At 65.8% G+C, this 22,825-nt stretch carries 19 protein-coding genes and 1 tRNA gene; 10 read left to right on the forward strand and 10 right to left on the reverse strand.

Going from position 1 to position 22,825, the window contains the following annotated elements; translation table 11 throughout:
* Positions 1-51 precede the first annotated feature (51 nt).
* Together EG885_RS10110 and carA are read right to left on the reverse strand one after the other, a co-directional pair.
* On the reverse strand, positions 52-2,289 hold the full coding sequence (locus tag EG885_RS10110; protein ID WP_131574361.1) for a glycosyltransferase: 2,238 nt from the start codon (positions 2,287-2,289) through the stop codon (positions 52-54).
* A 108-nt stretch (positions 2,290-2,397) separates the two neighbouring features.
* Positions 2,398-3,546 carry a glutamine-hydrolyzing carbamoyl-phosphate synthase small subunit gene (gene carA, locus EG885_RS10115; protein WP_131574362.1) on the reverse strand — a complete coding sequence of 383 codons (1,149 nt, stop codon included), beginning with the start codon at positions 3,544-3,546 and terminating at the stop codon, positions 2,398-2,400.
* A gap of 156 nt (positions 3,547-3,702) precedes the next feature.
* Here carA and EG885_RS10120 point away from each other — a divergent pair, with 156 nt between their 5' ends.
* Positions 3,703-4,164, forward strand: a complete 462-nt coding sequence (locus EG885_RS10120) for a GatB/YqeY domain-containing protein (RefSeq protein ID WP_131574363.1) — start codon at positions 3,703-3,705, stop codon at positions 4,162-4,164.
* 44 nt (positions 4,165-4,208) lie between these two features.
* On the forward strand, positions 4,209-4,394 hold the full coding sequence (locus tag EG885_RS10125) for a DUF3008 family protein (RefSeq protein ID WP_131574364.1): 186 nt from the start codon (positions 4,209-4,211) through the stop codon (positions 4,392-4,394).
* A gap of 18 nt (positions 4,395-4,412) precedes the next feature.
* Here the strand turns inward: EG885_RS10125 and EG885_RS10130 are convergent, their stop codons facing one another.
* From EG885_RS10130 to lipB, 4 genes are all read right to left on the reverse strand, one after another.
* Positions 4,413-4,907 (reverse strand): DUF2244 domain-containing protein, encoded by a 495-nt coding sequence (locus tag EG885_RS10130; RefSeq protein WP_131574365.1) that lies wholly within the window; start codon positions 4,905-4,907, stop codon positions 4,413-4,415.
* A 12-nt stretch (positions 4,908-4,919) separates the two neighbouring features.
* A complete protein-coding gene (locus tag EG885_RS10135; RefSeq protein WP_131574366.1) occupies positions 4,920-6,596 on the reverse strand; it encodes a cytochrome c oxidase subunit I in 1,677 nt (558 codons plus the stop codon).
* Positions 6,597-6,780: 184 nt separating this feature from the next.
* Positions 6,781-7,221: a c-type cytochrome gene (locus EG885_RS10140; RefSeq protein ID WP_131574367.1), complete on the reverse strand. Its 441-nt coding sequence runs from the start codon at positions 7,219-7,221 to the stop codon at positions 6,781-6,783.
* Positions 7,222-7,371: 150 nt separating this feature from the next.
* Positions 7,372-8,016, reverse strand: a complete 645-nt coding sequence (lipB, locus tag EG885_RS10145) for a lipoyl(octanoyl) transferase LipB (protein WP_131574390.1) — start codon at positions 8,014-8,016, stop codon at positions 7,372-7,374.
* Between the two features lie 169 nt (positions 8,017-8,185).
* Here lipB and EG885_RS10150 point away from each other — a divergent pair.
* A tRNA-Leu gene (locus EG885_RS10150) sits at positions 8,186-8,272 on the forward strand.
* 134 nt (positions 8,273-8,406) lie between these two features.
* Here the strand turns inward: EG885_RS10150 and EG885_RS10155 are convergent.
* Genes EG885_RS10155 through EG885_RS10165 form a run of 3 tightly spaced genes read right to left on the reverse strand, consistent with a single transcriptional unit; the run spans position 8,407 to position 14,180 of the window.
* The gene (locus tag EG885_RS10155) at positions 8,407-9,804 is read right to left on the reverse strand and encodes an efflux transporter outer membrane subunit (RefSeq protein WP_242679601.1); all 1,398 of its coding nucleotides are present in this window, start codon (positions 9,802-9,804) and stop codon (positions 8,407-8,409) included.
* Positions 9,801-12,911, reverse strand: a complete 3,111-nt coding sequence (locus EG885_RS10160; RefSeq protein WP_131574368.1) for an efflux RND transporter permease subunit — start codon at positions 12,909-12,911, stop codon at positions 9,801-9,803. Before EG885_RS10160 ends, EG885_RS10155 begins: the two co-directional genes overlap by 4 nt.
* 6 nt (positions 12,912-12,917) lie before the next feature.
* Positions 12,918-14,180 carry an efflux RND transporter periplasmic adaptor subunit gene (locus EG885_RS10165; protein ID WP_131574369.1) on the reverse strand — a complete coding sequence of 421 codons (1,263 nt, stop codon included), beginning with the start codon at positions 14,178-14,180 and terminating at the stop codon, positions 12,918-12,920.
* A 110-nt stretch (positions 14,181-14,290) separates the two neighbouring features.
* Here EG885_RS10165 and EG885_RS10170 point away from each other — a divergent pair, with 110 nt between their 5' ends.
* On the forward strand, positions 14,291-14,872 hold the full coding sequence (locus EG885_RS10170) for a TetR/AcrR family transcriptional regulator (RefSeq protein ID WP_165571101.1): 582 nt from the start codon (positions 14,291-14,293) through the stop codon (positions 14,870-14,872).
* A 42-nt stretch (positions 14,873-14,914) separates the two neighbouring features.
* Here EG885_RS10170 and EG885_RS10175 read toward each other — a convergent pair whose 3' ends face one another.
* Positions 14,915-15,940 carry a LacI family DNA-binding transcriptional regulator gene (locus tag EG885_RS10175; RefSeq protein ID WP_207392257.1) on the reverse strand — a complete coding sequence of 342 codons (1,026 nt, stop codon included), beginning with the start codon at positions 15,938-15,940 and terminating at the stop codon, positions 14,915-14,917.
* Positions 15,941-16,088: 148 nt separating this feature from the next.
* On the opposite strand from EG885_RS10175, the gene EG885_RS10180 reads away from it, so the two are divergent.
* From EG885_RS10180 to EG885_RS10205, 6 genes are all read left to right on the forward strand, one after another.
* The gene (locus EG885_RS10180) at positions 16,089-17,147 is read left to right on the forward strand and encodes a sugar phosphate isomerase/epimerase family protein (protein WP_131574372.1); all 1,059 of its coding nucleotides are present in this window, start codon (positions 16,089-16,091) and stop codon (positions 17,145-17,147) included.
* Between the two features lie 2 nt (positions 17,148-17,149).
* On the forward strand, positions 17,150-18,280 hold the full coding sequence (locus tag EG885_RS10185; RefSeq protein WP_379107527.1) for a Gfo/Idh/MocA family protein: 1,131 nt from the start codon (positions 17,150-17,152) through the stop codon (positions 18,278-18,280).
* An 8-nt stretch (positions 18,281-18,288) separates the two neighbouring features.
* Positions 18,289-19,794 (forward strand): sugar ABC transporter ATP-binding protein, encoded by a 1,506-nt coding sequence (locus EG885_RS10190; protein WP_131574392.1) that lies wholly within the window; start codon positions 18,289-18,291, stop codon positions 19,792-19,794.
* Positions 19,791-20,786 carry an ABC transporter permease gene (locus EG885_RS10195; protein WP_131574374.1) on the forward strand — a complete coding sequence of 332 codons (996 nt, stop codon included), beginning with the start codon at positions 19,791-19,793 and terminating at the stop codon, positions 20,784-20,786. Before EG885_RS10190 ends, EG885_RS10195 begins: the two co-directional genes overlap by 4 nt.
* A gap of 26 nt (positions 20,787-20,812) precedes the next feature.
* The gene (locus EG885_RS10200) at positions 20,813-21,748 is read left to right on the forward strand and encodes an ABC transporter substrate-binding protein (protein WP_131574375.1); all 936 of its coding nucleotides are present in this window, start codon (positions 20,813-20,815) and stop codon (positions 21,746-21,748) included.
* Positions 21,749-21,874: 126 nt separating this feature from the next.
* The gene (locus tag EG885_RS10205) at positions 21,875-22,798 is read left to right on the forward strand and encodes a hydroxypyruvate isomerase family protein (protein ID WP_131574376.1); all 924 of its coding nucleotides are present in this window, start codon (positions 21,875-21,877) and stop codon (positions 22,796-22,798) included.
* Positions 22,799-22,825: the final 27 nt, after the last annotated feature.

Consider the following 22,825-nt stretch of genomic DNA (forward strand, 5'->3'; position numbering starts at 1 on the left):
CTCTGCCGGGCCAATGGACAGCCGCTGTTGGCAAAACCCTGACGCCAAAGCCTAGTGCTGCGCCCTTTGCGGGGTCAACTGGTCCCGCGCGACAGGGTCCGGGGCATGGTCCTGTTGGCCTAGCCCGTCCCGCGCTGCGGTCGGACCCGGGGGAATGGTCGGGTCGGGGACATCGCCATCCCCGCCGATCCGGCCCAGGGTGTCCGGTCCGTGGCTGGCCTGATGCGCGCTGTCCTGCAGGTCGGCGGCGACCTCGGCCAGCGAGCGGCCCCCGATATGGCCCAGCACCGGCAGCGACACCAGTCCCTGCGCCAAGGGCATGGCGCCGGGTGTGGCCGCAGCCTCGACGAACAGGCCGTGGGCGGTCTTGTCCCAGTAAAAGGGCTTGGTCACGACCTCGTAGATGGCCTTCCATCCCGCCAGACAGCCAAGAGGGTGATAGAAATGCAGCGTCGGCACCCAAAGCATCAGGTGGCGGTGCTTGACGCCCCGGACGGCGCGCATGCCCACAAAGATCCCAAGCGCCTCGGACGCGACGAACAGCACGAACAGCCCGGTGATCGCCCATGACCCCAAGGTGGTTTCCAAAGGCGCGCGCAGCGGGTGGGGCAGGCCAAGTGCCAGCAGCCAAAAGCTCCACAGCACCGGGGCCATCAGATATTGCGACAGGGCGCCCAGGAACTGCACCTGAAAGCCCCAGAACCGCCAGGCCCCCAGATAGCGATAGAGCGCCACCGGGTCGCGCATATGCACCCCCCAGGTCATCGCATAGCCCTTGAGCCAGCGCGACCGCTGCTTGACCCAGGGCAGGGCGCGGCAATTGGCCTCTTCGTCGGTGGTCGTCTCGAGGATCTCGGTGCGATAGCCGCGCCGGGCCAGCCGCACGCCCAGATCGGCATCTTCGGTCACGTTCCACGCATCCCATGCGCCGACCTGTTCCAGCAGGGGGCGGCGAAAGAACAGTGTCGTGCCGCCCAGAGGCACCACCAGCCCAAGCCGCGCCACGCCGGGCAGCAGCACCCGGAACCAGCCCGCATATTCGATGGTAAAGCAGCGGGCCAGCCAGTTGGTGCGCGGGTTGTAGAAATCCAGCGCCCCCTGCAGGCAGGCGACATCGGCGGGGGCGAATTCAAAGCGGCGTGCGACCTTGTGCAGCTGGTCGGGATCGGGGCGATCCTCGGCATCCCAGATGCCGACAATCTGGCCACGGCAGAAGTTCAGCGCATAGTTCAGCGCGCGCGGCTTGGTCTTGATCGGACCGTCGGGCACCCGGATCACCCGGATCCAATGCGGCAGTCTTGCGCCGACCAGCGCCGTCTCGGTGATCTGGTCGCTGGCCTCGATCACCAGCAGGATATCGGTCAGCTCGCGCGGATATTCCAGCCGGGCCAGCCGCGCAACCAGCGCGCCCGCCACGTCCTTTTCGTGAAACAGCGGCACCATGACCGAGATCAGCGGCAGCGCAGCCTCGGTCACCGGGGGGGACATATGGCCCTGGGCGATGGCCAGGGCGATCTCCTCCTGTTCCATCCGGCCCCGGCGCGCGGCCAGAAAGGCCATCAGTTTCAGCGCGCTTTGGGTCAGCAGGGTCAGCACCGCCCATCCCGCCAGAACCGCCACCAGAAGGCCGGGCGCTGCCAGCATCGTCACAAGGGACAAAACCAGCACCAGCATGGCGAGCCGCCATGTGCGGACCGGGTTCTGCGTGCGGCAGCTTTCGGCGGCGGGCACGCGGGCTTCAGCCTCGCGGATCAGGCGGGTGCGGCGGGAATTCAAGACACCCGCCTGCGCCTGATCCTCGCTGCAGAGCAGCATGCGGACCTGACCGAAGGCTGCGGGCAGGTGGGGCAGGCAGGCGGAAAATTCGTCGGGACGGGCGGTGGCGATCCATGTCACGCCACCGATCCGGCGCCAGGGCAGCAGGCCATGCGTCAGGCAGAACCCCGCGCCCGCCGCATCGATCAGGCGCGGATCGGGGCGGGTCTGGTCGGGATCGATGCAGCTGGTGCGCCATTGCCGCGACAGGGCATGCGCCAGCGCCTGCGGCGTGACCATGCCATGGGCCAACAACACCTGCCCAAGGCGGATGCCATGCCGCTGCGTGATGATCGTCGCCTTGAGCAGATCGCCCGGATCAAGGGCCCCGTCCTCCAGCAAGATCTGGCCCAGCAGGCGTTTGTCGCGGGCCGCAAGGGTCGGCCCGCGCAACAGGACGCCGCTGTCGGGCAGGGGCGGTCGGGCCGCATCCGGCAGATTGGCGGGCCGAGGCAGGAAGGCGGGCTGTGCCATGATCGATTCCCCGTTGGGTCGACCCATCTGGCACGGCAAGACTTAACAGGTGGTTAAGCATGCGGACCGCGCGGCAGGAAACCCGCCCCTGCGGTCCGCAACGGGGTCTCAGCCCCGGCGGGCGCGCATCGAATCGGCAAAGCGCTTGAACAGATACAGGCTGTCTTGCGGGCCGGGTGCCGCCTCGGGGTGGTACTGGACCGAAAAGACCGGGCGATCGGCCATGCGAATGCCGCAATTGCTGCCGTCGAACAGGCTGACATGGGTTTCGATCACACCCTGCGGCAGGCTTTGCGAATCGACTGCAAAGCCGTGGTTCATCGAGGTGATCTCGACCTTGCCGGTCTCGACGTCGCGGACCGGATGGTTCGCGCCGTGATGGCCGTGGCCCATCTTGACCGTCGTCGCGCCAAGCGCCAGCGCCAGCATCTGATGGCCCAGACAGATGCCAAAGATCGGCATGTCGCGGTCCAGCAGCCCCTGGATCATCGGCACGGCATAGGCGCCGGTGGCCTCGGGGTCGCCGGGGCCGTTGGACAGGAACACGCCCTCGGGTTCATGGGCCAGCACCTCTTCGGCGGTGGCGCTGGCGGGCAGGACGGTCACCTCGGCGCCGTGGGCGACCAGCGAGCGCAGGATATTGCGCTTGGCGCCGTAATCCAGCGCCACGACCTTGAAGGGCTTGTCCTCGGGCGAGGTGCCAAAGCCGGTGCCCCATTCCCACGCGCCCTCGTCCCACCGATAGCTTTGGGCGCAGCTGACGGTCTTGGCCAGATCCAGACCGACCAGACCCTGCCATTCCCGCGCACGCGCCACCATCGCGGCCAGATCGAAATTGCCGTCCGGGTCATGGGCCAGCACCACATGCGGGGCGCCCTGCTGGCGGATCGCGCGGGTCAGGCGGCGGGTGTCGACGCCGCCCATGCCGACGCGCCCGCGCCGGGCCATCCAGTCGGACAGGTCCGAGGTCGAACGCCAGTTCGACGGCTCGGTCGGATCCCACCGCACGATGATGCCGCTGGCGACCGGATCGGGCGCCTCGTCATCCTCGGGGGTGACGCCGGTATTGCCGATATGGGGAAAGGTGAAGGTCACGATCTGGCTGGCATAGGACGGATCGGTCATGATCTCCTGATAGCCGGTCATGGCGGTGTTAAAGACCAGTTCGGCCACCACCTGCCCCGGGGCGCCGAAGCCCTGACCGTAAAAGACAGTGCCGTCGGCAAGGGCCAGACAGGCGGTCGGTTTAGCAGCCATGGCGGCACCTCTGGAATGAAATCAGCCGGTGAATAGGGGGCCGGCGCCCCAAGGTCAACCCGCAGCCCACGCGCGCCCCGGCTTGAACCGGGGCGGTTGCAGGTCTAGATGCCAGTCTTTCCGGCGCATCCGCGCGCCCCTGAACCGGAGACGACCATGGAATTGCGAGCACGACTGCAAGCCGCGACCAAAGAGGCGATGAAGGCCCGGGACAGCGCCCGCCTGTCCACGCTGCGCCTGATCGGTGCCGCCGTCAAGGACCGGGAGATCGCGGCGCGTGGCGGCGATGGCGACGGAACCCTGACCGAGGTCGATCTGATCGCCATCATGTCGCGTATGGTCAAGCAGCGTCAGGAATCGGCCAAGGCCTATGAAGAGGGCGGGCGGCTGGAACTGGCGGCCAAGGAAGAGGAAGAGATCCGCGTCATTCAGGAATTCCTGCCCCGCCAGATGACAGAGGCCGAAACCTCGGCCGCCATCGATGCGGCCATCGCCGATCTGGGTGCGGCAGGCATCCGCGACATGGGCCGCGTCATGGCGGCGCTGAAGGACCGCCATGCGGGCCAGATGGATTTCGGCGCCGCAGGCCCGGCCGTCAAGGCGCGTCTGCTGGCCTGAACCAATCCCGACATCAAGGCGTTTTGCGGGCAGGAGGTGACCCGATGCCCGCAAGATCCAAAGCCCAGCAACGTGCCGCCGGCGTAGCCCTGTCCGCCAAACGGGGCGAGACCAAGGTGGGAGACCTCAAAGGTGCGTCAAAGGACATGTATGACAGCATGTCGGAAGCCGAATTGCAGGATTTCGCCGCAACCCCGCAGGACGGATTGCCCGACCACGTCGATGACTGATCCCGCCCGCCCGCGCCCCTAGCGCAGGCGGGCCAGACGCCGGTCCAGTTCGTCGCAGAGGCTGCGCCGCTCGGCGGGGGTCAGAAAGGCCCCCAGCTCGATCTCGCGCTGTCCATCCGACAGGGTCAGATAGCATTCGACCGGCCCCTTGCGCAGACTGGGGCGCACCCAATAGCTGTTGGTCTGCCAGACGCGTTCAGGGCGGCCCGGATCGTTGCGGCGCACCTGCAGGCGGGTACGGTCCAGCAGCAATTCCTCGCGTGTCTGGCCGCTGCGATAGCTGTGCTGGATGGCAAACCACACGCCCCCCACCGCCAGCGCCATAAAGGGCAGCAGCCCCCACAGCACCCCCGTTCCCAGCACCGCCAGCACCGGCAGCGACAAAAACGCCGCCGTCACCGCGATGAACCAGACGAAGCCGCTCTTGGGCAGGGACCGGTGCGGCCACAGGGTCAGGGTTTGTAAAACGGCCCCGGACGTATCCGGGGCCGAGTCGAGCCATTGATATGGCATTGTCTGATCGCCTCAGTGGGCCGGGCTGCGGTCCCAGTCCTCGCGCTTGGGCAGATCCTCGAACGTGTGCTCGGGGGGGGGCGAGGGCAGGGTCCATTCCAGCGTGTCGGCGTATTCGTTCCAATAGTTGTTCTCGGTCACGCGCTTTCCTGCGAACAGGGTATAGAACACGATCCCAATGAAGAACACGAAGGACGCGAAGGACAGATAGGCGCCCCAGGAACTGATCGCGTTCCAATATGCGAACTCGACCGGATAGTCGATATAGCGGCGCGGCATGCCCTGACGGCCCAGGAAGTGCTGCGGGAAGAAGGTCAGGTTCGCGCCGATGAACATCATCCAGAAATGCAGCTTGCCTGCCCATTCCGGATACTGACGGCCCGACATCTTGCCGATCCAGTAATAGACCCCGGCAAAGATCGCAAAGACCGCGCCAAGCGACATCACATAGTGGAAATGCGCCACGACGTAATAGGTGTCGTGATAGACCCGGTCCAGCGGCGCCTGAGACAGAACCACGCCGGTCACGCCGCCGACGGTGAACAGGAACAGGAACCCAAAGGCCCAGAGCATCGGCGTCTTGAATTCGACCGAGCCGCCCCACATCGTCGCGATCCACGAGAACACCTTGATGCCCGTCGGCACCGCGATGGTCATGGTGGCCAGCATGAAATAGCTTTGCTGGGTCAGCGACATGCCGACCGTGTACATGTGGTGCGCCCAGACCACAAAGCCCAGGATCCCGATCGCGGCCATGGCCAGAACCATCGGCAGATAGCCGAAGACCGGCTTTTTCGAGAAGGTCGCGATGACATGGCTGATGATGCCAAAGCCGGGCAGGATGATGATGTACACCTCGGGGTGGCCAAAGAACCACAGGATGTGCTGGTAAAGCACCGGGTCGCCGCCGCCTGCCGGATTGAAGAAGTTGGTGCCGAAGTTGCGGTCCATCAGCAGCATGGTGATGGCACCGGCCAGAACCGGCAGGGCCAGCAGGATCAGCCATGCGGTGATGAAGACCGACCATGCGAACAGCGGCACCTTGAACAGCGTCATGCCGGGGGCGCGCATGTTCAGGAAGGTGGTGATGATGTTGATCGCACCGACGATCGAGGAGGCACCCGAGACGTGGACGGCAAAGATCGCCAGATCCATCGAATAGCCGCCCTCATTGGTGGACAGCGGGGGATATAGCACCCAGCCCACGCCCGATCCCAGCTGCTGGTTGCCGCCCGGCGACAACAGCGAGGCGATGCCGAGGCACAGGCCCGCGACATACAGCCAATAGCTGAGGTTGTTCATGCGCGGAAAGCTCATGTCCGGCGCGCCGATCTGCAGGGGCATGAAATAGTTGCCGAAACCGCCGAACAACGCCGGGATGACGACAAAGAACATCATCAGCACGCCGTGATAGGTGATCAGAACGTTCCACAGGTGCCCGTTGGGCGTGCATTCGGCCGAGGCATTCGCAAAGAATCGCGCGCCCTCCATGCACATGTACTGCACACCCGGTTCGTGCAGCTCCATCCGCATGTAGACCGTGAACGCGACCGCGATCAGGCCGGCCAGACCGGAGGTGAAAAGGTAAAGAATACCAATGTCTTTGTGATTGGTAGACATGAACCAGCGGGTAAAGAACCCACGGGTGTCATGATGGTCGTCGTGGCCGTGTGCGGCTGCGTCTGCCATACCCGAACTCCCTCAAGATGTCGTCGCTCCGGTCAGGCAGACCGGCTGATCACGCATTCTTTAGCCCAGACCCGCAGACCGGGCAATGCGTCACGGTGGCCTTGGCAAAAGACGCCCCCGCTTGATGCGCCGATCAGACGGGGGCGATGGCCGTCAGACATGCGGCGCAATGCCGCAGCTAGGCTTATTCGGCAGGCGCATCGGGCGAGACCGAGACCAGATAGGCCACCAGATCCGCCTGATTGCGGTTCAGCTTGAAGGTCATCTTGCTGCGCGCCGCATCGTCGCCCGATTTCTCCTTCACCCAGGCCGTGGGGTCGGTGACATAGGCCTCCAGCTCGGCAGCGGTCCAGACCATGTCCGGGTTGGCCTCGGCCGAAGCCAGCAGACCTTCGCCGTAACGATAGCCCTCTTCGGCGGCGATCTTGGACCCGACGATGTTCCACAGGTTCGGACCGGTGGCCCCGCCCTTGACGATATCGGTGCCGCTGTCGTCCTGAATCATGTGGCAGGCCCGGCATTTGCGGAATTCACCCTCGCCCGCGGCGACATCTCCGGCCTCCTGGGCAACGGCGGGAATGGCTAGGGTCGCGCCCAACAGGGCGCCGACGATGGCTGATCTCATGATAGTTCCTCGCTCCGCCCCGGAAGGGGCATGGTCTCCTGCCGCAAGCGTAAGGGCAAGGCGGACCGGAAATCCAGCCATCGAAAGGTCGCATCCGGAAACGTGATATAAATGCCCCGTCAGGCGGTCGGTCAAAGCGCCGTCGGGCGGTCAGCCAAAGCTGCGCAGAAACCCCTGCCGCAGCGCGACATCCAGATCGGCCATGCCCACCGGCAGGCCCAGATCGACCAGCGAGGTGACGCCATGCCCGCTGATGCCGCAGGGCACGATGCCGCCGTAATGGCTCAGATCGGGATCGACATTGATCGACAGCCCGTGAAAGCTGACCCACCGGCGCAGCTTGACCCCGATCGCGGCGATCTTGTCCTCGCGCAGCGTGCCGTCGGGCAGGGGAGGCTTGTCGGGACGCGGCACCCAGACCCCGACGCGGCCCTGCCGGATCTGGCCCGAGACGCCGAATTCCGCCAGCGTGTCGATGACCCACCCCTCCAGCTGACCCACAAAGTCCCGCACATCGCGCCCGCGCCGGTTCAGGTCCAGCATGACATAGGCGATGCGCTGGCCCGGCCCGTGATAGGTATATTGCCCGCCGCGCCCGGTCACATGCACGGGAAACCGTGCCTCCAGCAGATCCTCGGCCCGCGCGCTGGTTCCGGCGGTATAGATCGGCGGATGTTCGACCAGCCAGACGGCTTCGCTGGCCTCGCCCGCCAGAATCGCCGCGACGCGGGCCTCCATCCGGGCGACCGCCGTGTCATGACCCGTCAGGCCCTTGCTGATGATCCATTCCACCATTCCGGCCATGTGGCCCGCCCGCAGCCCGACGTCAATGCCCCTGCGACGGTCCCGAAATATCCCGGGGGGCGCGCAGCGGGGGGGCAGCGCCCCCCTCCGGCGCTTGCCATATGAAAAAACGCCTTTCCAACGCCGCGCGCCTCGGCTATCACGCGCGCATTGCTGGCTTGCGGCCGTGGCGGAATTGGTAGACGCGCAGCGTTGAGGTCGCTGTTCCTTAACCGGAGTGGAAGTTCGAGTCTTCTCGGCCGCACCAGCAGTGACAATCCCGGATGCTCCGACATGATCAGGTCAACCGACCCGATCCTGCCATCGGCCCGGACCTTTTCCCGACAAGAGACTCCACACGAAGCGACAGCGGCAGGACATCGCCCTGCCGCCGCACCCGTGTCAGTCGGCGATGCGCGCCACGGCGGCACCGGCGCCGGTCGCGATCTGCAGCGCGGCCCATTCGCGGGCCGCGTCGTTGCGGGCCGAGGCGGCCTGCAGGCGGGCCGCCGCGCGCTGGCGGTCGGCGTCCAGCAGATCGACCAGCGGCAGGGCACCGGCCTCGAAATTGGTGCTGGCCAGATCATAGGCGCGGTCATAGGACGCCGCAGCCTGATCCAGGGCCGCGACGCGCTGGCGCAGACGCCGCAGGTTCGACTGGCTGGTCTGCACATCCTCGACCGCCGCCGCCACCTGACTGCGCCATGCCAGATCGGCCGAGCGTGCCTCGGACAGGCGCCGGGTGCGGGTGGCCTGCAACACGCCCTGATTGGCGACGGGCAGCGACAGGCGCGGGCCAAAGCCCCATGCGGTCGCCCCGGCAGTATCGCTGACCGTGCCGGTCAGGGACAGGGATGGCAGCATGTCGGCCGTGGCCACACCCACCGCGGCCAGCGCCTGCACCAGATCCTGCTGGGCCGCGCGCACGTCGGGACGGTTGCGCAGCAGATCGGCGGGAACGCCGGTGCCGGGGCCGGGCGGAATGCGCAGCGCCCCCGATCCGCCCTGCATCTGGGTCATCAGCGGCCCGGCCTGCCGGTTCAGCAGCGTCGACAGGCGATAGACCTGCGCGTTGAACTGCGCCTCGTAATTGGGCAGATCGGCCTGGGCGGTCTGCAGCAGCGCCTCGGTCTGGGCGATGTCGTAATCGGTCGCCAGACCAAGCGACAGCATGTTGTTCGTCACCTCCAGCGTGGCCTGACGGGCGCGGATCGTCTCGCGCGTCAGGGCCAGCGCCTGCTGGTTGAACCGTGCCTCGGAATAGGCGCCGATGACCTCGGCCAGCCAAGCCAGACGGGTCACCTGCACCTCGGCCTCGGCCGAGGCATAGGCGGCGCTGGCGCCTTCGCGGGCGCGCCGTGCGCCCCCGAACAGATCAAAGACGAAACCCGCCGACAGGCTGGCATTGGTGGTGTAACCGGTGGCCACCCCGTCGCCGCCTGATCGCACGCGACCGGCAGATGCCGGGTCGCCGCTGATCTGGGATGCCAGAGGCTGGGTCGCCTGCAGGTCGGCTGCGGCAGCGCGGATCCGCTCGTTGGCCTGAATGATGTCCAGACTGGTGCCCAGACCACCGGCGATCAGCCCCGACAGGGTGCGGTCCTGATAGCCCGACCAGAAGGCATTGGTGCCGACCTGACCGACCGATGCGCCGTCGCCTTCGTCGAAGGCCGCCTGCACGCGGGTCTCGGGCAGGGCGGAAGGATCGGGCCCCACCGCCGCACAGGCCGAGATCAGCAGCAGCGCGGTCAGCGACAGGGCCGCGCGGGGAAAGGGCCGGGAAGTACGCAGAAACGTCACGAGGTTTTTTCCTTTCGGGTCAGCATCGAGCGCACTTTCAGCACGGCGACGTAAAAGACAGGCACCAGGAAGATCCCGATCACCGCAGAAGAGGCCATGCCGCCCAGAACCCCGATGCCGATCGAGTTCTGCGCCCCGGCGCCCGCCCCGGACGCGATGGCCAGCGGCAGCACGCCCAGCATGAAGGCAAAGGTCGTCATCAGGATCGGACGCAGGCGCTGGCGGGCGGCGATCAGCGCGGCTTCTGCCACCGTCTTGCCCTCGTGCACCTGTGCCTGCGCGAATTCGACGATGAGGATGGCGTTTCGGGCCGCCAGCCCGATCGTCGTCAGCAGGCCGACCTTGAAGTAGACGTCATTGGACTGTTCGAAGAACAGCGCCGCCGCCAGAGCGCCCAGAATACCCACCGGCACGGTCAGCATGACCGCCAGCGGGACGGCCCAGCTTTCGTAAAGTGCGGCCAGCGCCAGAAACACGACCAGCGCGGACAGGGCGAACAGCAGGGGTGCCTGATTGCCCGACAGGCGTTCCTGATAGGACAGACCCGTCCATGCGGTGCCATAACCGCCGTCCAGTTCGCCCACCAGCTGTTCCATCGCATCCATGCCCGCCCCCGAGGACAGTCCCGCCGCGGCAGTGCCGCTGAGTTCCATCGCACGCGTGCCGCCATAGCGGGCGACCGCCTGCGGTTCCTGTTCCCAACGCTGGCTGGAGAAGGCACCGAACGACACCATCTCGCCCTGATCGTTGCGGGCATACCAGCGGTTGATGTCTTCGGGCTGGGACCGCGTCTCGGCCTCGCCCTGCACGATGACGGGGCGCAGGTCGGTGCCCAAGGCAAAGTCGTTCACGTCGCGCCCGGCAAAGATGACGGACAGCATCGCGTTGACCTCTTGAATCGACAGACCGAAGGCTGCGGCCTTTTGCTGGTCGATATCCAGACGCAGAGCGGTCTGGGTCGCGGCCTCGTTGCCGCGCAGACCCGTGACCCGGCCATCGGCCATCGTGTCGGCGACCAGCTGGTCGGCGGCGGCGGCCAGTGCCTCTTGGCCCTGACCGGCCTGATCGATCAGATACATGGTAAAGCCCGAAGACGTGCCCATGCCCTGAATCGCCGGGGGCTGAAGGGTAAAGATGCTGCCCTGCCGGTTGGTGGTAAAGAAATAGCCATTGGCCCGGTTCACCAGCGAGGCGATGTCGAACCCTTCCCGTTCGTCGTAGTCGCGCAGTTTGACAAAGACCATCGCGTTGTTCTGGCCGACACCGCCAAAGCTGAACCCAAGGGCCGCAAAGACGGATTCGACCGTGTCGGATTCCTGCGTCAGCATATAGTCCTCGACCTTTTCAACCAGCGCCTGCGTGGCTTGCGTGGTCGATCCGTCGGGGCCTTCGATCAGGATCAATGCGACGCCCTGATCCTCGTCCGGCAGGAACGATCCGGGCAGGCGGTCGAACAGCGCGACGACGCCAAAGCCGATGGCGACCAGCACCAGCAGCATGCGCAGCGGACGTTTGACCAGCCGGGTCACGGTCCCGACATAGCCGTCATTCACGCGGTCCAGATTGCGGTTGAACCAGCGGGCCGGGGCAATGCCCGTATGGCCGTGCTTGCGCGGTTTCAGCAGGCTGGCGCACATCGCGGGCGTCAGGATGACGGCCACGCCAAGCGACAGGATCATCGCGGTGATGATGGTGATCGAGAATTGTCGATAGATCACGCCGGTCGCGCCGGTCATGAAGGCCATGGGCAGGAACACCGCGGACAGGACCAGCACGATGCCGACCAGCGCCGAGGTGATCTCGTCCATGCTTTTTTCGGTGGCCTCGACGGCGCCAAGACCCTCTTCCTCCATCACCCGCTCGACGTTCTCGACCACGACGATGGCGTCATCGACCAGCAGGCCGATGGCCAGCACCAGCGCGAACATGGTCAGCGTGTTGATGGTATAGCCCGCCACCGCCAGCACCGCGAACGTGCCCAGCAGCACGACCGGGATCGCGATCACCGGAATGATCGTCGCCCGCCAGCTTTGCAGAAAGACCAGGATCACCAGAAAGACCAGCACCACGGCCTCGGCCAGCGTGTGATAGACCTGACTGATGGATTCCTCGACAAAGGGCGAGGTATCATAGGGATAGACGATATCGATCCCCGCCGGCAGCACGCCCGCGACGCTGTCGATCGTTTCGCGCACGGCGGCGGCGGTGTCGACCGCATTGGCACCGGTGGCCAGGTTGACGGCAAAGCCGGCCGCCGGGTTGCCATTGTGACGCGCGGCGCCGCCATAGCTTTCCTGACCGATCTCGATCCGGGCCACGTCACCCAGAAACACGGTCGAGCCATCGGGATCGACGCGCAGCAGGATGCTTTCGAATTCCTCGACCGTCGACAGCTGCGACTGTGCCGAGACCGACACGGTCAGGCGTTGACCCTCGGCGGCGGGCTGCGCGCCCAGGTCGCCGACGGTGACATTGGTGTTTTGCGCGGCGACGGCGGCGGTGACGTCCGACGGGGTGACCTGATACTGGGTCATCTTCATCGGATCCATCCAGATCCGCATCGCATAGCCCGACCCGAAGGTGTTGATCGATCCGACGCCCGGCGTCCGCTTGACCGGTTCCTCGATCAGCTGGGCGATCAGATCGCCCAGCTCGACGGTGTCGAAATTGCCTCCGGGTGCGGTCAAGGCGCCCACCAGCAGGATCGAGCTGGTCGAACGGGCCACCTGAACACCCTGCTGCTGAACCACGTCGGGCAGCTGCGAGGTGACCAGCTGCAGGTTGTTCTGCACCTGCACCTGCGCGATATCCTCGTCCACGCTGTCATCGAAGGTCAGCGAGATCGAGGCCGAACCCGGCGTCGAGTTCGATGTCATGTAGATCAGACCGTCAAGGCCGGTCATCGCATCCTCGATCACCGTGGTGACCGAGGTTTCGACGATTTCCGCCGAGGCGCCGGTATAGCTGGCGCTGATGCTGACCGTCGTCGGTGCGATCTGGGGATATTGCTCGATTGCCAGCGTGTTCAGGCCAAGCGCGCCGACAAGCATGGTCACGAGGGCGATCACCCAGGCAAAGACCGGGCGGTGAATGAAAAAGCGTGCCATGTGGGGTTACTCCGTCGCAGGCGCGTCGGCGGGCGCCTCGGTCGGCGTGTCCGCCAGGGCAGGGGTGTCGTCGGCGGCAGCCTCTGGCGCAGGGGCGCCATCCGGGGCAGAGCCTGCGGCGGGGGCGGTGTCGCGCACGACGCCGTTCTCGTCGAAGGTCACCGGGACTGTCATCACCTCGGCGCCTTCGACCAGACCGGCCAGTCCGTCGACGACCAGCGTCTCGCCATCCTCCAGGCCGCCGGTCACGATCCAATGATGCTCAAAACTGCCATCCTCGGTCAGCTGACGCTGTTCGACCTTGCCATCCACGACGACCCAGGCCGACAGAACGCCGATCTTGTCCCGGCTGGCGGCGGATTGCGACACCAGAATGGCCTGGGTCGTGCCCAGTTCGACCTGACCGCGCAGGAACATGCCCGGCAGCAGCAGGTTGTCGGGGTTGTCGAACCGGAACCGCGTGTCGATCGACCCGGTCGAGGTCGAGACCGTCACGCCCGGCGCGACCAGTTCGCCCACCGCCTGATATTCCCGACCGTTTTCCAGCGTCAGCGTCGCGTTCAGTTCGTCATTCAGGCGCAGATTGCCGTCATTGATGTCATCCAGCACGCTGAGAAAACGCGACGAGGGTTCGTACATGTCGACCTCGATCGGGTCCAGCTGGGTGACCGCCGCCATGGCTTCTGCCTGTCCCGCGGTCACCAGATCGCCGACCGAAGCCTCGGCCACGCTGGCGATGCCGGAAATTGGGCTGGTCACGGTGGTCCATTCCAGATCGGCCTCGGCCAGCGTCCGCGCGGCTTCTGCCGATTGCTGGGACGCCAGTGCCTGATCCAGCGTCGCCTGCGCCTCTTCGACCTGCGCCTGCGTGGTGCCCGATCCCAGCAGCTGCCGGGTCCGGTTGAAGGACGATTGGGCCTGCGTCACCTGCGCACGGGCCGACGCGACCGCGGCCTCGGCGCTGGCCAGATTGGCCTGATAGGTGCGGTCCTCGATTCGGAACATCGGCGTGCCTGCCTCGATCGGCTGGCCGGGCTTGTACAGGATCTCGGTGACGATGCCGCCGACCCGGGGGCGAATCGCGGTATCCGAGGCCGCAACGGCCCGGCCCGGCAGGGTCACGATTCGGGGCACATCCTGCAGCGTGACCTGAACCACGCCGACCTGTTTTGGCGGCATCTGGCCCGGATCCTGTGCGGCGGCGGGAAGGCCTGCGAAGATGGCACCGGCAAAGGCGGCTGTGGTTGCAAGGCTGGTTTTGTGCATCATCAGAGTTCCCGATCACTTCGCCCCGCAGGACGCTATTGTTGCAGGCTCATTGCATGATTTTGCGGACTGTGCAATGTTTGCTTTTCCTGCAGTTGGAGTGTGCCCGCCAAATGACCATCAATCTGCGTGACCGCCGTCGCCAGCAAACCGCCCGAGAGATCCAGCTGGCCGCCCTGCGGCTGAGCCTGCGCACGGGATATGGCGCGGTCACGACCGATCTGATCGCCGCCGAGGCGGGCATCAGCCCGCGCACCTTCTTCAACTACTACCACAACAAGCAGGCGGCGATTCTGGGCGAGGCGCCCGATATGGACTGCGATTGCGCCGACTGGATCGTCACGTCACAGCAACCGCTGTCCCGCGATCTGGCGCGGTTGATGGCGTCCCTGCTGGAGCAAAAGCACATGGACCGAGAGGTCGTGCGCATGCTGGGCCAGATCTGGAACACCACGCCCGAACTGATGGCGCTGTTCCGCGCCTCGATGGACAATATCGCGCGCGCGCTTGGCGGCCTGCTGGAACGCCGCCTTGGCGCGGGCCACGAGGCCGAGGCGATGCTGATGGCCGAACTGGCGACCCATGCCCTGTCCCACGCCGTCCGCGCATGGGCCGAGGACGAAACGATGAGCCTGACCGAAATCCCGGTGATGGTCGAACGCCATCTGAACGGCATCGGCGCCCTGCTGCGCTGAGGCCTGACGAGGGGGGCTGACGCGGGCCTGACGAAGGGGCGCTCAGCGGGCGGGCGCCGGTCCGGTGCTGCCGCGCACCAGCAGATCGACCCCCAGGGTGATGCTGTCGGTGCTGCCCCGCCCGGCCATCCGCGCCAGCAACAGCTCTGCCGCGCGGCGTCCAAGCCGGGCGCGATACTGGCGGATCGTGGTCAGGCCGGGGATGCAGAACGCCGCCATCTCGATATTGTCAAAGCCCATGACCGAGATGTCCTGCGGCACCCGCAGCCCCGCGCCGATCAGTCCGTTCATCAGCCCGATCGCCATCTCGTCATTGTCGCAGAAGACCGCTGTAGGCCGGTCGGGCAGGGTCAGCAATTGCTGGGCCGCGTCGCGTCCAAACCCTGCGGTGAAATCGCCTGTGATGCTGTCTTGCGGGCCGGGGGCGGGCAGGCCGGCATCCGCCAGCCCCTGCAGGAACCCCTGCCGCCGCGACCGGGTCAGCGAGCTGTCCTGAGGCCCGGTCAGATGCAGGATGCGGCGATGCCCCAGATCGGCCAGATGCTGCGCGGCCAGCCGTCCGCCCGTCGCATTGTCGGCCAGCACGCGCGGCGCATCCAGCCCCTCGATCCATTCGCAGGCCTGCACCAGCGGCGGACATCCGGGCCGGTCGAACAGCCCCGCATCCAGCCGCCCGTCCAGCACGATCACCCCATCCGACCGCGACCGGTTCAGATAGGGCCCCAGCACCGTCATCGCGGGCTGGTCGGGCACCGCCGTCGTGTCCAGCACCAGCAGGCTGAGATGATGGTCGCGCAGCACCTCGGAGATGCCCGACAGGATCTGCGAGAAGAACGGATTGGACAGTTTCGGAACCAGCGCCAGCACCCCGCCGACCTGCTGCTGGCGCAGGTTCCGGGCGGTGAAATTCAGCGTGTAGCCGGTCTGGGCAATCGCTGCCTCGACCGCCTTCCGGGTCGTCTCGGACACGATCGAGGGGTTGGAAATCGCCCGGCTGACCGTGGCGACCGACACGCCCGCCAGCTTGGCGACATCATGGATGCGGGGCGGACGCGATTGATCTGACACAACAAACTCACCTTGTCGGGAAGGGGTCAGGCTTAGCCGAAAAAATCGGGTTGTAAACCTTTTCATCCTGTGGTTTCGTCGGGTGAAACCGATTACATGCCAATGCAATCGGGATTGAGGCGAACCGGGGGGAGTTCCGGGAGGACATATGAAGACCATCAAGGGCCCTGGGCTGTTTCTGGCCCAGTTCATCGGCACATCCGCGCCGTTCGACGATTTCGACGCCATCACCGGATGGGCGGCGGATTGCGGCTATCTGGGCATTCAGCTGCCCTCGGGGGCCGGGTCGATGATCGATCTGGACCGCGCCGCGACCTCGCAGACCTATTGCGACGAGCTGTCGGGGCGGGCGCAGGCCAAGGGCGTGCAGATCACCGAACTGTCGGCCCATCTGCAGGGTCAACTGGTCGCCGTGCATCCGGCCTTCGATGCGGCCTTCGACGGGTTCGCCCCGGCCCATCTGCGGGGTAATGCGCCCGCACGGCAGGCATGGGCGGTCGATCAGATCATGAAGACCATCGATGCCTCGGCCCATCTGGGCCTTGACCGGATGGCGGCGTTTTCGGGCGCGCTGGCCTGGCCGTACCTGTACCCTTGGCCGCAGCGCCCCGCCGGTCTGGTCGAGGCGGCGTTCGACGAACTGGCCGCCCGCTGGCGTCCGCTGCTGGATCACGCCGACAGCCGTGGCGTCGATATCTGCTTCGAGATCCACCCGGGCGAGGATCTGCATGACGGCGTGACATTCGAGATGTTTCTGGACCGTGTGGATCAGCATCCCCGGGCAAAGATGCTGTACGATCCGTCGCATTACCTGCTGCAGCAGCTGGATTATCTGGCCAATCTGGACATCTATGCCGACCGCATCGGCATGGTTCATGTCAAGGATGCCGAATTCAACCCGACGGGGCGGCAGGGCGTCTATGGCGGTTATCAGCCTTGGGCCGACCGCGCCGGACGGTTCCGCAGCCTTGGCGACGGGCAGGTCGATTTCAAGGCGATCTTTTCCAAGCTGGCCGTGATGGGCTTTGACGGTTGGGCCGTGGTCGAATGGGAATGCGCGATCAAGCACCCTGAAGATGGCGCCCGCGAAGGCGCGGCCTTTGTGCGCGATCACATCATCCGGGTGACCGACCGCGCCTTTGACGATTTCGCGGATGGCGGGGCGGATACCCGTGCCAACCGCCGGATGCTGGGGCTTGAGACATGAGCATGGAGCATCATATCCCCATCCGCCTTGGCATGGTCGGCGGTGGCGCGGGCGCGATGATCGGCAATGTGCACCGCATCGCCGCGCGTCTGGACGGACAGTTCGACATCGTGGCGGGGGCCTTGTCCTCGACCCCCGACAAGGCGGCGGCCAGTGCGGCGGCGGTGGGCATCGCGCGCAGCTATGACGATTTCGAACGCATGGCCCACGATGAGGCCGCCCGCGCCGACGGGATCGAGGCCGTGTCGATCTGCACCCCCAATCACCTGCATTTTCCGGTGGCAAAGGCGTTTCTGGCCCAAGGCATCCACGTCATCTGCGACAAGCCGATGACCGCGACGCTGGATCAGGCGCGCGATCTTGCGCGGATCGCCGAAGGCTCGGACGCGCTGTTCGTGCTGACGCATAATTATTCGGCCTATCCGCAGATCCGGCAGGCCCGCGCCATGATCGCGCGCGGCGATCTGGGGCAGATCCGGCTGGTCCAGGCGGAATATGCCCAGGACTGGCTGACCGAGGATACGACCAGCAAGCAGGCCGAATGGCGCAGCGATCCGGCCCGTGCGGGCGCGGGCGGGGCCATCGGCGATATCGGCACCCACGCATTCCAGCTGGCGCGTTTCGTCACCGGCCTGCTGCCCGAACGGCTGGCCGCCGATCTGTCCAGCTTTGTCCCCGGCCGCAAGCTGGACGACAATGCCCATATCCTGATGCGCTATGCGACCGGTGCGCGGGGGATGCTCTGGGCGTCTCAGGTGGCGCCGGGGCGTGAAAACGGCCTGCGGTTGCGGGTCTATGGCGACAAGGGCGGCCTTGAATGGCAGCACGACTTGCCCGAGACGCTGATCTTCACCCCGTTCGGTCAGCCCGCGCAGGTGCTGCGCCGGGGCGGTCCGGGATCGGTGGTGGGCGGCAGCCGCGTGCCGCCCGGCCATCCCGAGGGTTATCTGGAAGGCTTTGCCAACCTTTATTCCGAGGCTGCGCAGGCGATCCGTGCGCGGCAGGCGGGCCTGCCCATGCCTGCGGATCTGGCATTGCCGGGCATTCGCGACGGGCTGGAAGGCGTGAAATTCATCGATGCCTGCATCCGGTCCCACCGGGCGGATGCGGCCTGGGTCGAGGTGTCATCATGAGCGAACCGATACGCGATCCGATTCTGGCACTGGACGGCATCGCCAAATCCTTCGGCCCCATCGAGGTGCTGCACGGCGTCGATTTCGCCCTGCGCCCCGGAGAGGTTCATGCCCTGATCGGGGAAAACGGCGCGGGCAAATCGACCACGATGAAGATCCTTGCCGGCTATCTGGACCCGACCGCCGGGCAGGTTCTGTTCGACGGCAAGCCCATCCGCTTTGCCGGTTCCGATCAGGCCGAGGATCTGGGGATCATCATGATCCATCAGGAATTCAATCTGGCCGAACATCTGAACGTCGATCAGAACGTCTTTCTGGGGCGCGAACTGAAACGCGGCTTTCTGCTGGATCACAAGGCCATGCGCCAGCAGACGCAGGAACTGCTGACCCGTCTGGATTGCCGGGCCGATCCCGGCGCGCAGGTCAGCCGCATCTCGGTTCCCGACAAGCAGATGGTGGAAATCGCCAAGGCCCTGTCGCGCAAGGCGCGCGTGCTGATCATGGACGAACCCACCGCCGTGCTGACCGAAAAGGAAACCGACGTGCTGTTCGCCCAGATCGAACGCCTGCGGGCCGAGGGCGTGGCGATCCTCTATACCTCGCACAAGCTGGGCGAGGTCAAGCGCATCGCCGATCGCGTGACCGTGCTGCGCGACGGCGTCATGGTGCGGTCCGATCTGACGGCGGATGTGACGGAAGACGACATGGCCACAGCCATGGTCGGGCGCGAGCTGTCCGATCTGTTCCCCCCCAAGGTCATGGGCGGAGCGGAGCCGATCCTCGAGGCGCAGGGCATCACCGTGCCGGGCGTCGTTCATGATGCCAGCCTGACCCTGCACAAGGGTGAAGTGCTGGGCATCGGCGGTCTGGTCGGATCGGGACGCACCGAACTGGCCGAGGCGATTGCGGGCCTGCGTCCGCGCAGCGGCACCGTCCGGCTGAAGGGGCAGGATCTGCCCGCCGGTCAGGTCGCCCGCGCCATGGCCGCGGGGCTTGCCTATCTGACCGAGGATCGCAAGGGCGCGGGTCTGCTGCTGGAAAAGACCTTGCGGGAAAACCTGACCCTGCCGATGCTGGAAACCTTTGGCCGCCCCCTGATCGACCGCAAGCGCGAAGAGGCGGCGCTGGACCGCGCCATTGCCGACTTCGCGATCAAGGCGCCCGAACGCGGCATGGCGGTCGGCGATCTGTCGGGCGGCAATCAGCAAAAGCTGCTGCTGGCCAAGACGCTTTTGTCGGACCCCGACGTCATCATCATCGACGAGCCGACGCGCGGCATCGATATCGGCACGAAACAACAGATCTATACCCTCATCGCCCGGCTGGCCGCCGAAGGGCGCAGCATCATCGTTATCTCGTCGGAAATGCCCGAGCTGATCGGCCTCGCCAGTCGCGTGGTGGTCATGCACGCCGGTCGCATCGCCGGAGAGCTGGCGGGCGACGCCGTGACCGAACGCGGCATCGTGCGGCTGGCGATGGGGATGGACGGACATCAAAAGGACGGTGCGGCATGAGCACGACGACGCTTCAACAGACCCGCAGGCCCCGGCTGAACCTGCCCGTCATCGCGCCCATCGTGGCGCTGGTGGTGCTGATCGGGATCGGCATGGCGCTGAACCCGAATTTCCTCAGCTATGCCAATATCACCAACGTGCTGGCGCGCTCGGCCTTCATCGGCATCATCGCCATCGGCATGACCTTCGTGATCACCGCAGGCGGGCTAGACCTGTCGGTCGGGTCCATGGCCGCCTTCGTGGCCGGGCTGATGATCCTGGTCATGAACATCGCCACCGAAAGCATGGGGCCGGGCCTGCCGGTGATCCTGATCGGCGTCGCAATAGCGCTGTTCGCCGGTCTGGCGGCGGGGTTCATCAACGGCATCCTGATCACCAAGGCCGGGATCGAGGCGTTCATCCTGACCCTTGGCACGATGGGCATCTATCGCTCTCTGGTGACCTGGCTGGCGGATGGCGGCACACTGTCCCTTGGCTATGAGATGCGCGAATTGTACCGCCCCGTCTATTACGGCGGCATTCTGGGCATCGCCTGGCCGATCATCGTCTTTGCCGTGCTGGCCATTCTGGGCGAGATCACCATGCGCCACACCGCCTTTGGCCGCCATTGCGCCGCCATCGGGTCGAACGAAAAGGTCGCGCGCTATTCCTCGGTCGCGGTGCTGCGGGTGCGGCTGGCGACCTATGTGCTGCTGGGAACTTTGGTCGGCATCGCGGTCGTCATGTACGTCCCGCGCCTTGGTTCGGCTTCCGCCACCACGGGTCTTCTGTGGGAGCTGGAGGCGATCGCCGCCGTCATCATCGGCGGCACCCTGCTGAAGGGCGGCTTTGGCCGGGTCTGGGGCACCGTCGTGGGCGTCCTGATCCTGTCGCTGATCGGCAACCTTCTGAACCTGACCGACTTCGTCAGCCCCTATCTGAACGGTGCCATCCAAGGCGTCGTCATCATTCTGGCCGTCGTGCTGCAAAGGAATACCGGCGCCGCACGCTGATTTTCACCTGTGGGAGGAGTACCACCATGAAAAAGACCCTGATCGCCACCACCGCCCTGCTGGGCCTGACCGCCGTTCCGGCGCTGTCCCAGACCATCGGCGTGTCCATTCCGGCCGCGACGCATGGCTGGGCAGGCGCGCTGAACTTTCACGCCGAGCAGACCGTCGCCCGTCTGAGCGAGGCCTATCCGGATATGGAATTCGTGCTGACCACCACCTCGGATCCCGGCCAGCAGGTCTCGGATCTGGAAGATATGGTGGCCACGCGCGGCATCGACGCGCTGGTCGTGCTGCCCTTTGAATCCGAACCGCTGACCGGCCCGATCCAGCGCATCGCGGAAAGCGGTGTCTGGGTCACCGTCGTCGATCGCGGTCTGGCGCAGGAGGGGATCGAGAACCTCTATGTCGCGGGCGACAATGACAGCTTTGGCCGCACCGCAGGCACCTATTTTGCCGATACGCTGGACGAGGGCGCGCAGGTCGTCGTCATGCGCGGCATCGCGTCCACCGTGGACAATGAACGCGTGGCGGGCTTCGAGGCCGCGCTGGAAGGGTCGGGCGTCGAGGTCGTGGCGATGGATCACGGCAACTGGAACCGCGACACCGCTTTCAACCTGATGCAGGACTGGCTGTCGCGTTTCCCCGAAATCGACGCGGTCTGGGCGGCGGATGACGACATGGCCGTGGGTGCACTGGCCGCCATCGATCAGGCGGGCCGCACGGATGAGATGTTCGTCGTCGGCGGCGCCGGCATGAAAGAGATGGTCGACCGGATCCGCAACAGCGATCCGACCGTGCCGGTGAACGTGACCTATCCGCCCTCGATGATCTCGACCGCGATCGAGATGACGGCGCTTGGGCTGACGTCGGGTGCACCCATGTCGGGCGATTTCATCATCGCATCCGAGCTGATCACCCCCGAGAATGCCGAGGATTTCTATTTCGAAGACAGCCCGTACTGAGCTGAGCTGACGGGGCGCGCGGGGACGGATCCCCGCGCGCCTTCCGACCCGGAGGAGGGTCGGTCCGCCTTGGGATGTAAACGGTTTCATCCGTGATCCGGGGGCTTGCAGATGAGGGAGGAGACCATGACCGATTTGTCGGAACGCCATTCCACAGGCCTGACACGCCGCGCCTTGTTCTATGGCGCGGGGGGGCTGGCCGTGGCCGGGGCGGGGCTGACCGGCCCGGCCAGCGCGCAGGATGCGGCGCAGGGCGGGCAGGCCGTCGCCGCCGGTCTGCGCGGCAATATCAACCATTCCGTCGCCCGCTGGACCTTTGCCGACATGGATCTGGCCGATCTGTGCGTGCTGGGCCGCCATGTCGGTCTGGGGGCCATCGATCTGTGCGGCCCCGACGATTGGCCGGTGCTGCGCGAACATGGGCTGGACAGCTCGATGTGCAACGGCGCCGAGATCAGTCTGGAGGATGGCTGGGCCGACCCCGCCAATCACGCGACGCTGATCGACAACTATACCCGCCACATCGCGCTGGTGGCCGAGGCAGGTTACACCAACCTGATCTGTTTCAGCGGCAACCGGCGCGGCATGACCGATGACGAGGGGCTGGCGAATTGCGCCGACGGCCTGTCGCAGATCCTGCCTATCGCCGAACAGGCGGGCGTGGTGCTGCAGATGGAACTGCTGAACAGCCGCGTGAACCATCCCGATTATCTGTGCGACCGCAGCGCATGGGGCGTGGCGCTGTGCGAACGCTTGGGCAGCCAGAATTTCAAGCTGCTCTACGACATCTATCACATGCAGATCATGGAGGGCGACGTGATCCGCACGATCACCCAGCATCATTCATGGTTCGGCCATTACCACACCGCCGGAAACCCCGGACGGAACGAACCGGACGACAGTCAGGAACTGAACTATCCGGCGATCTGCCGTGCGATCCGCGACACCGGCTATCAAGGCTGGCTGGCGCAGGAATTCGTGCCGCGCGACGCCAGCCCGGACGCGGCCGCGCAATCTTTGCGCGATGCCGTCCTGACCTGCGACGTCTGAGGACGCCCCCAGCAAGACCCTGAGAAA

Origin of the sequence: Paracoccus nototheniae, assembly GCF_004335005.1 — a bacterium.
GTDB classification, from domain to species: Bacteria; Pseudomonadota; Alphaproteobacteria; order Rhodobacterales; family Rhodobacteraceae; genus Paracoccus; species Paracoccus nototheniae.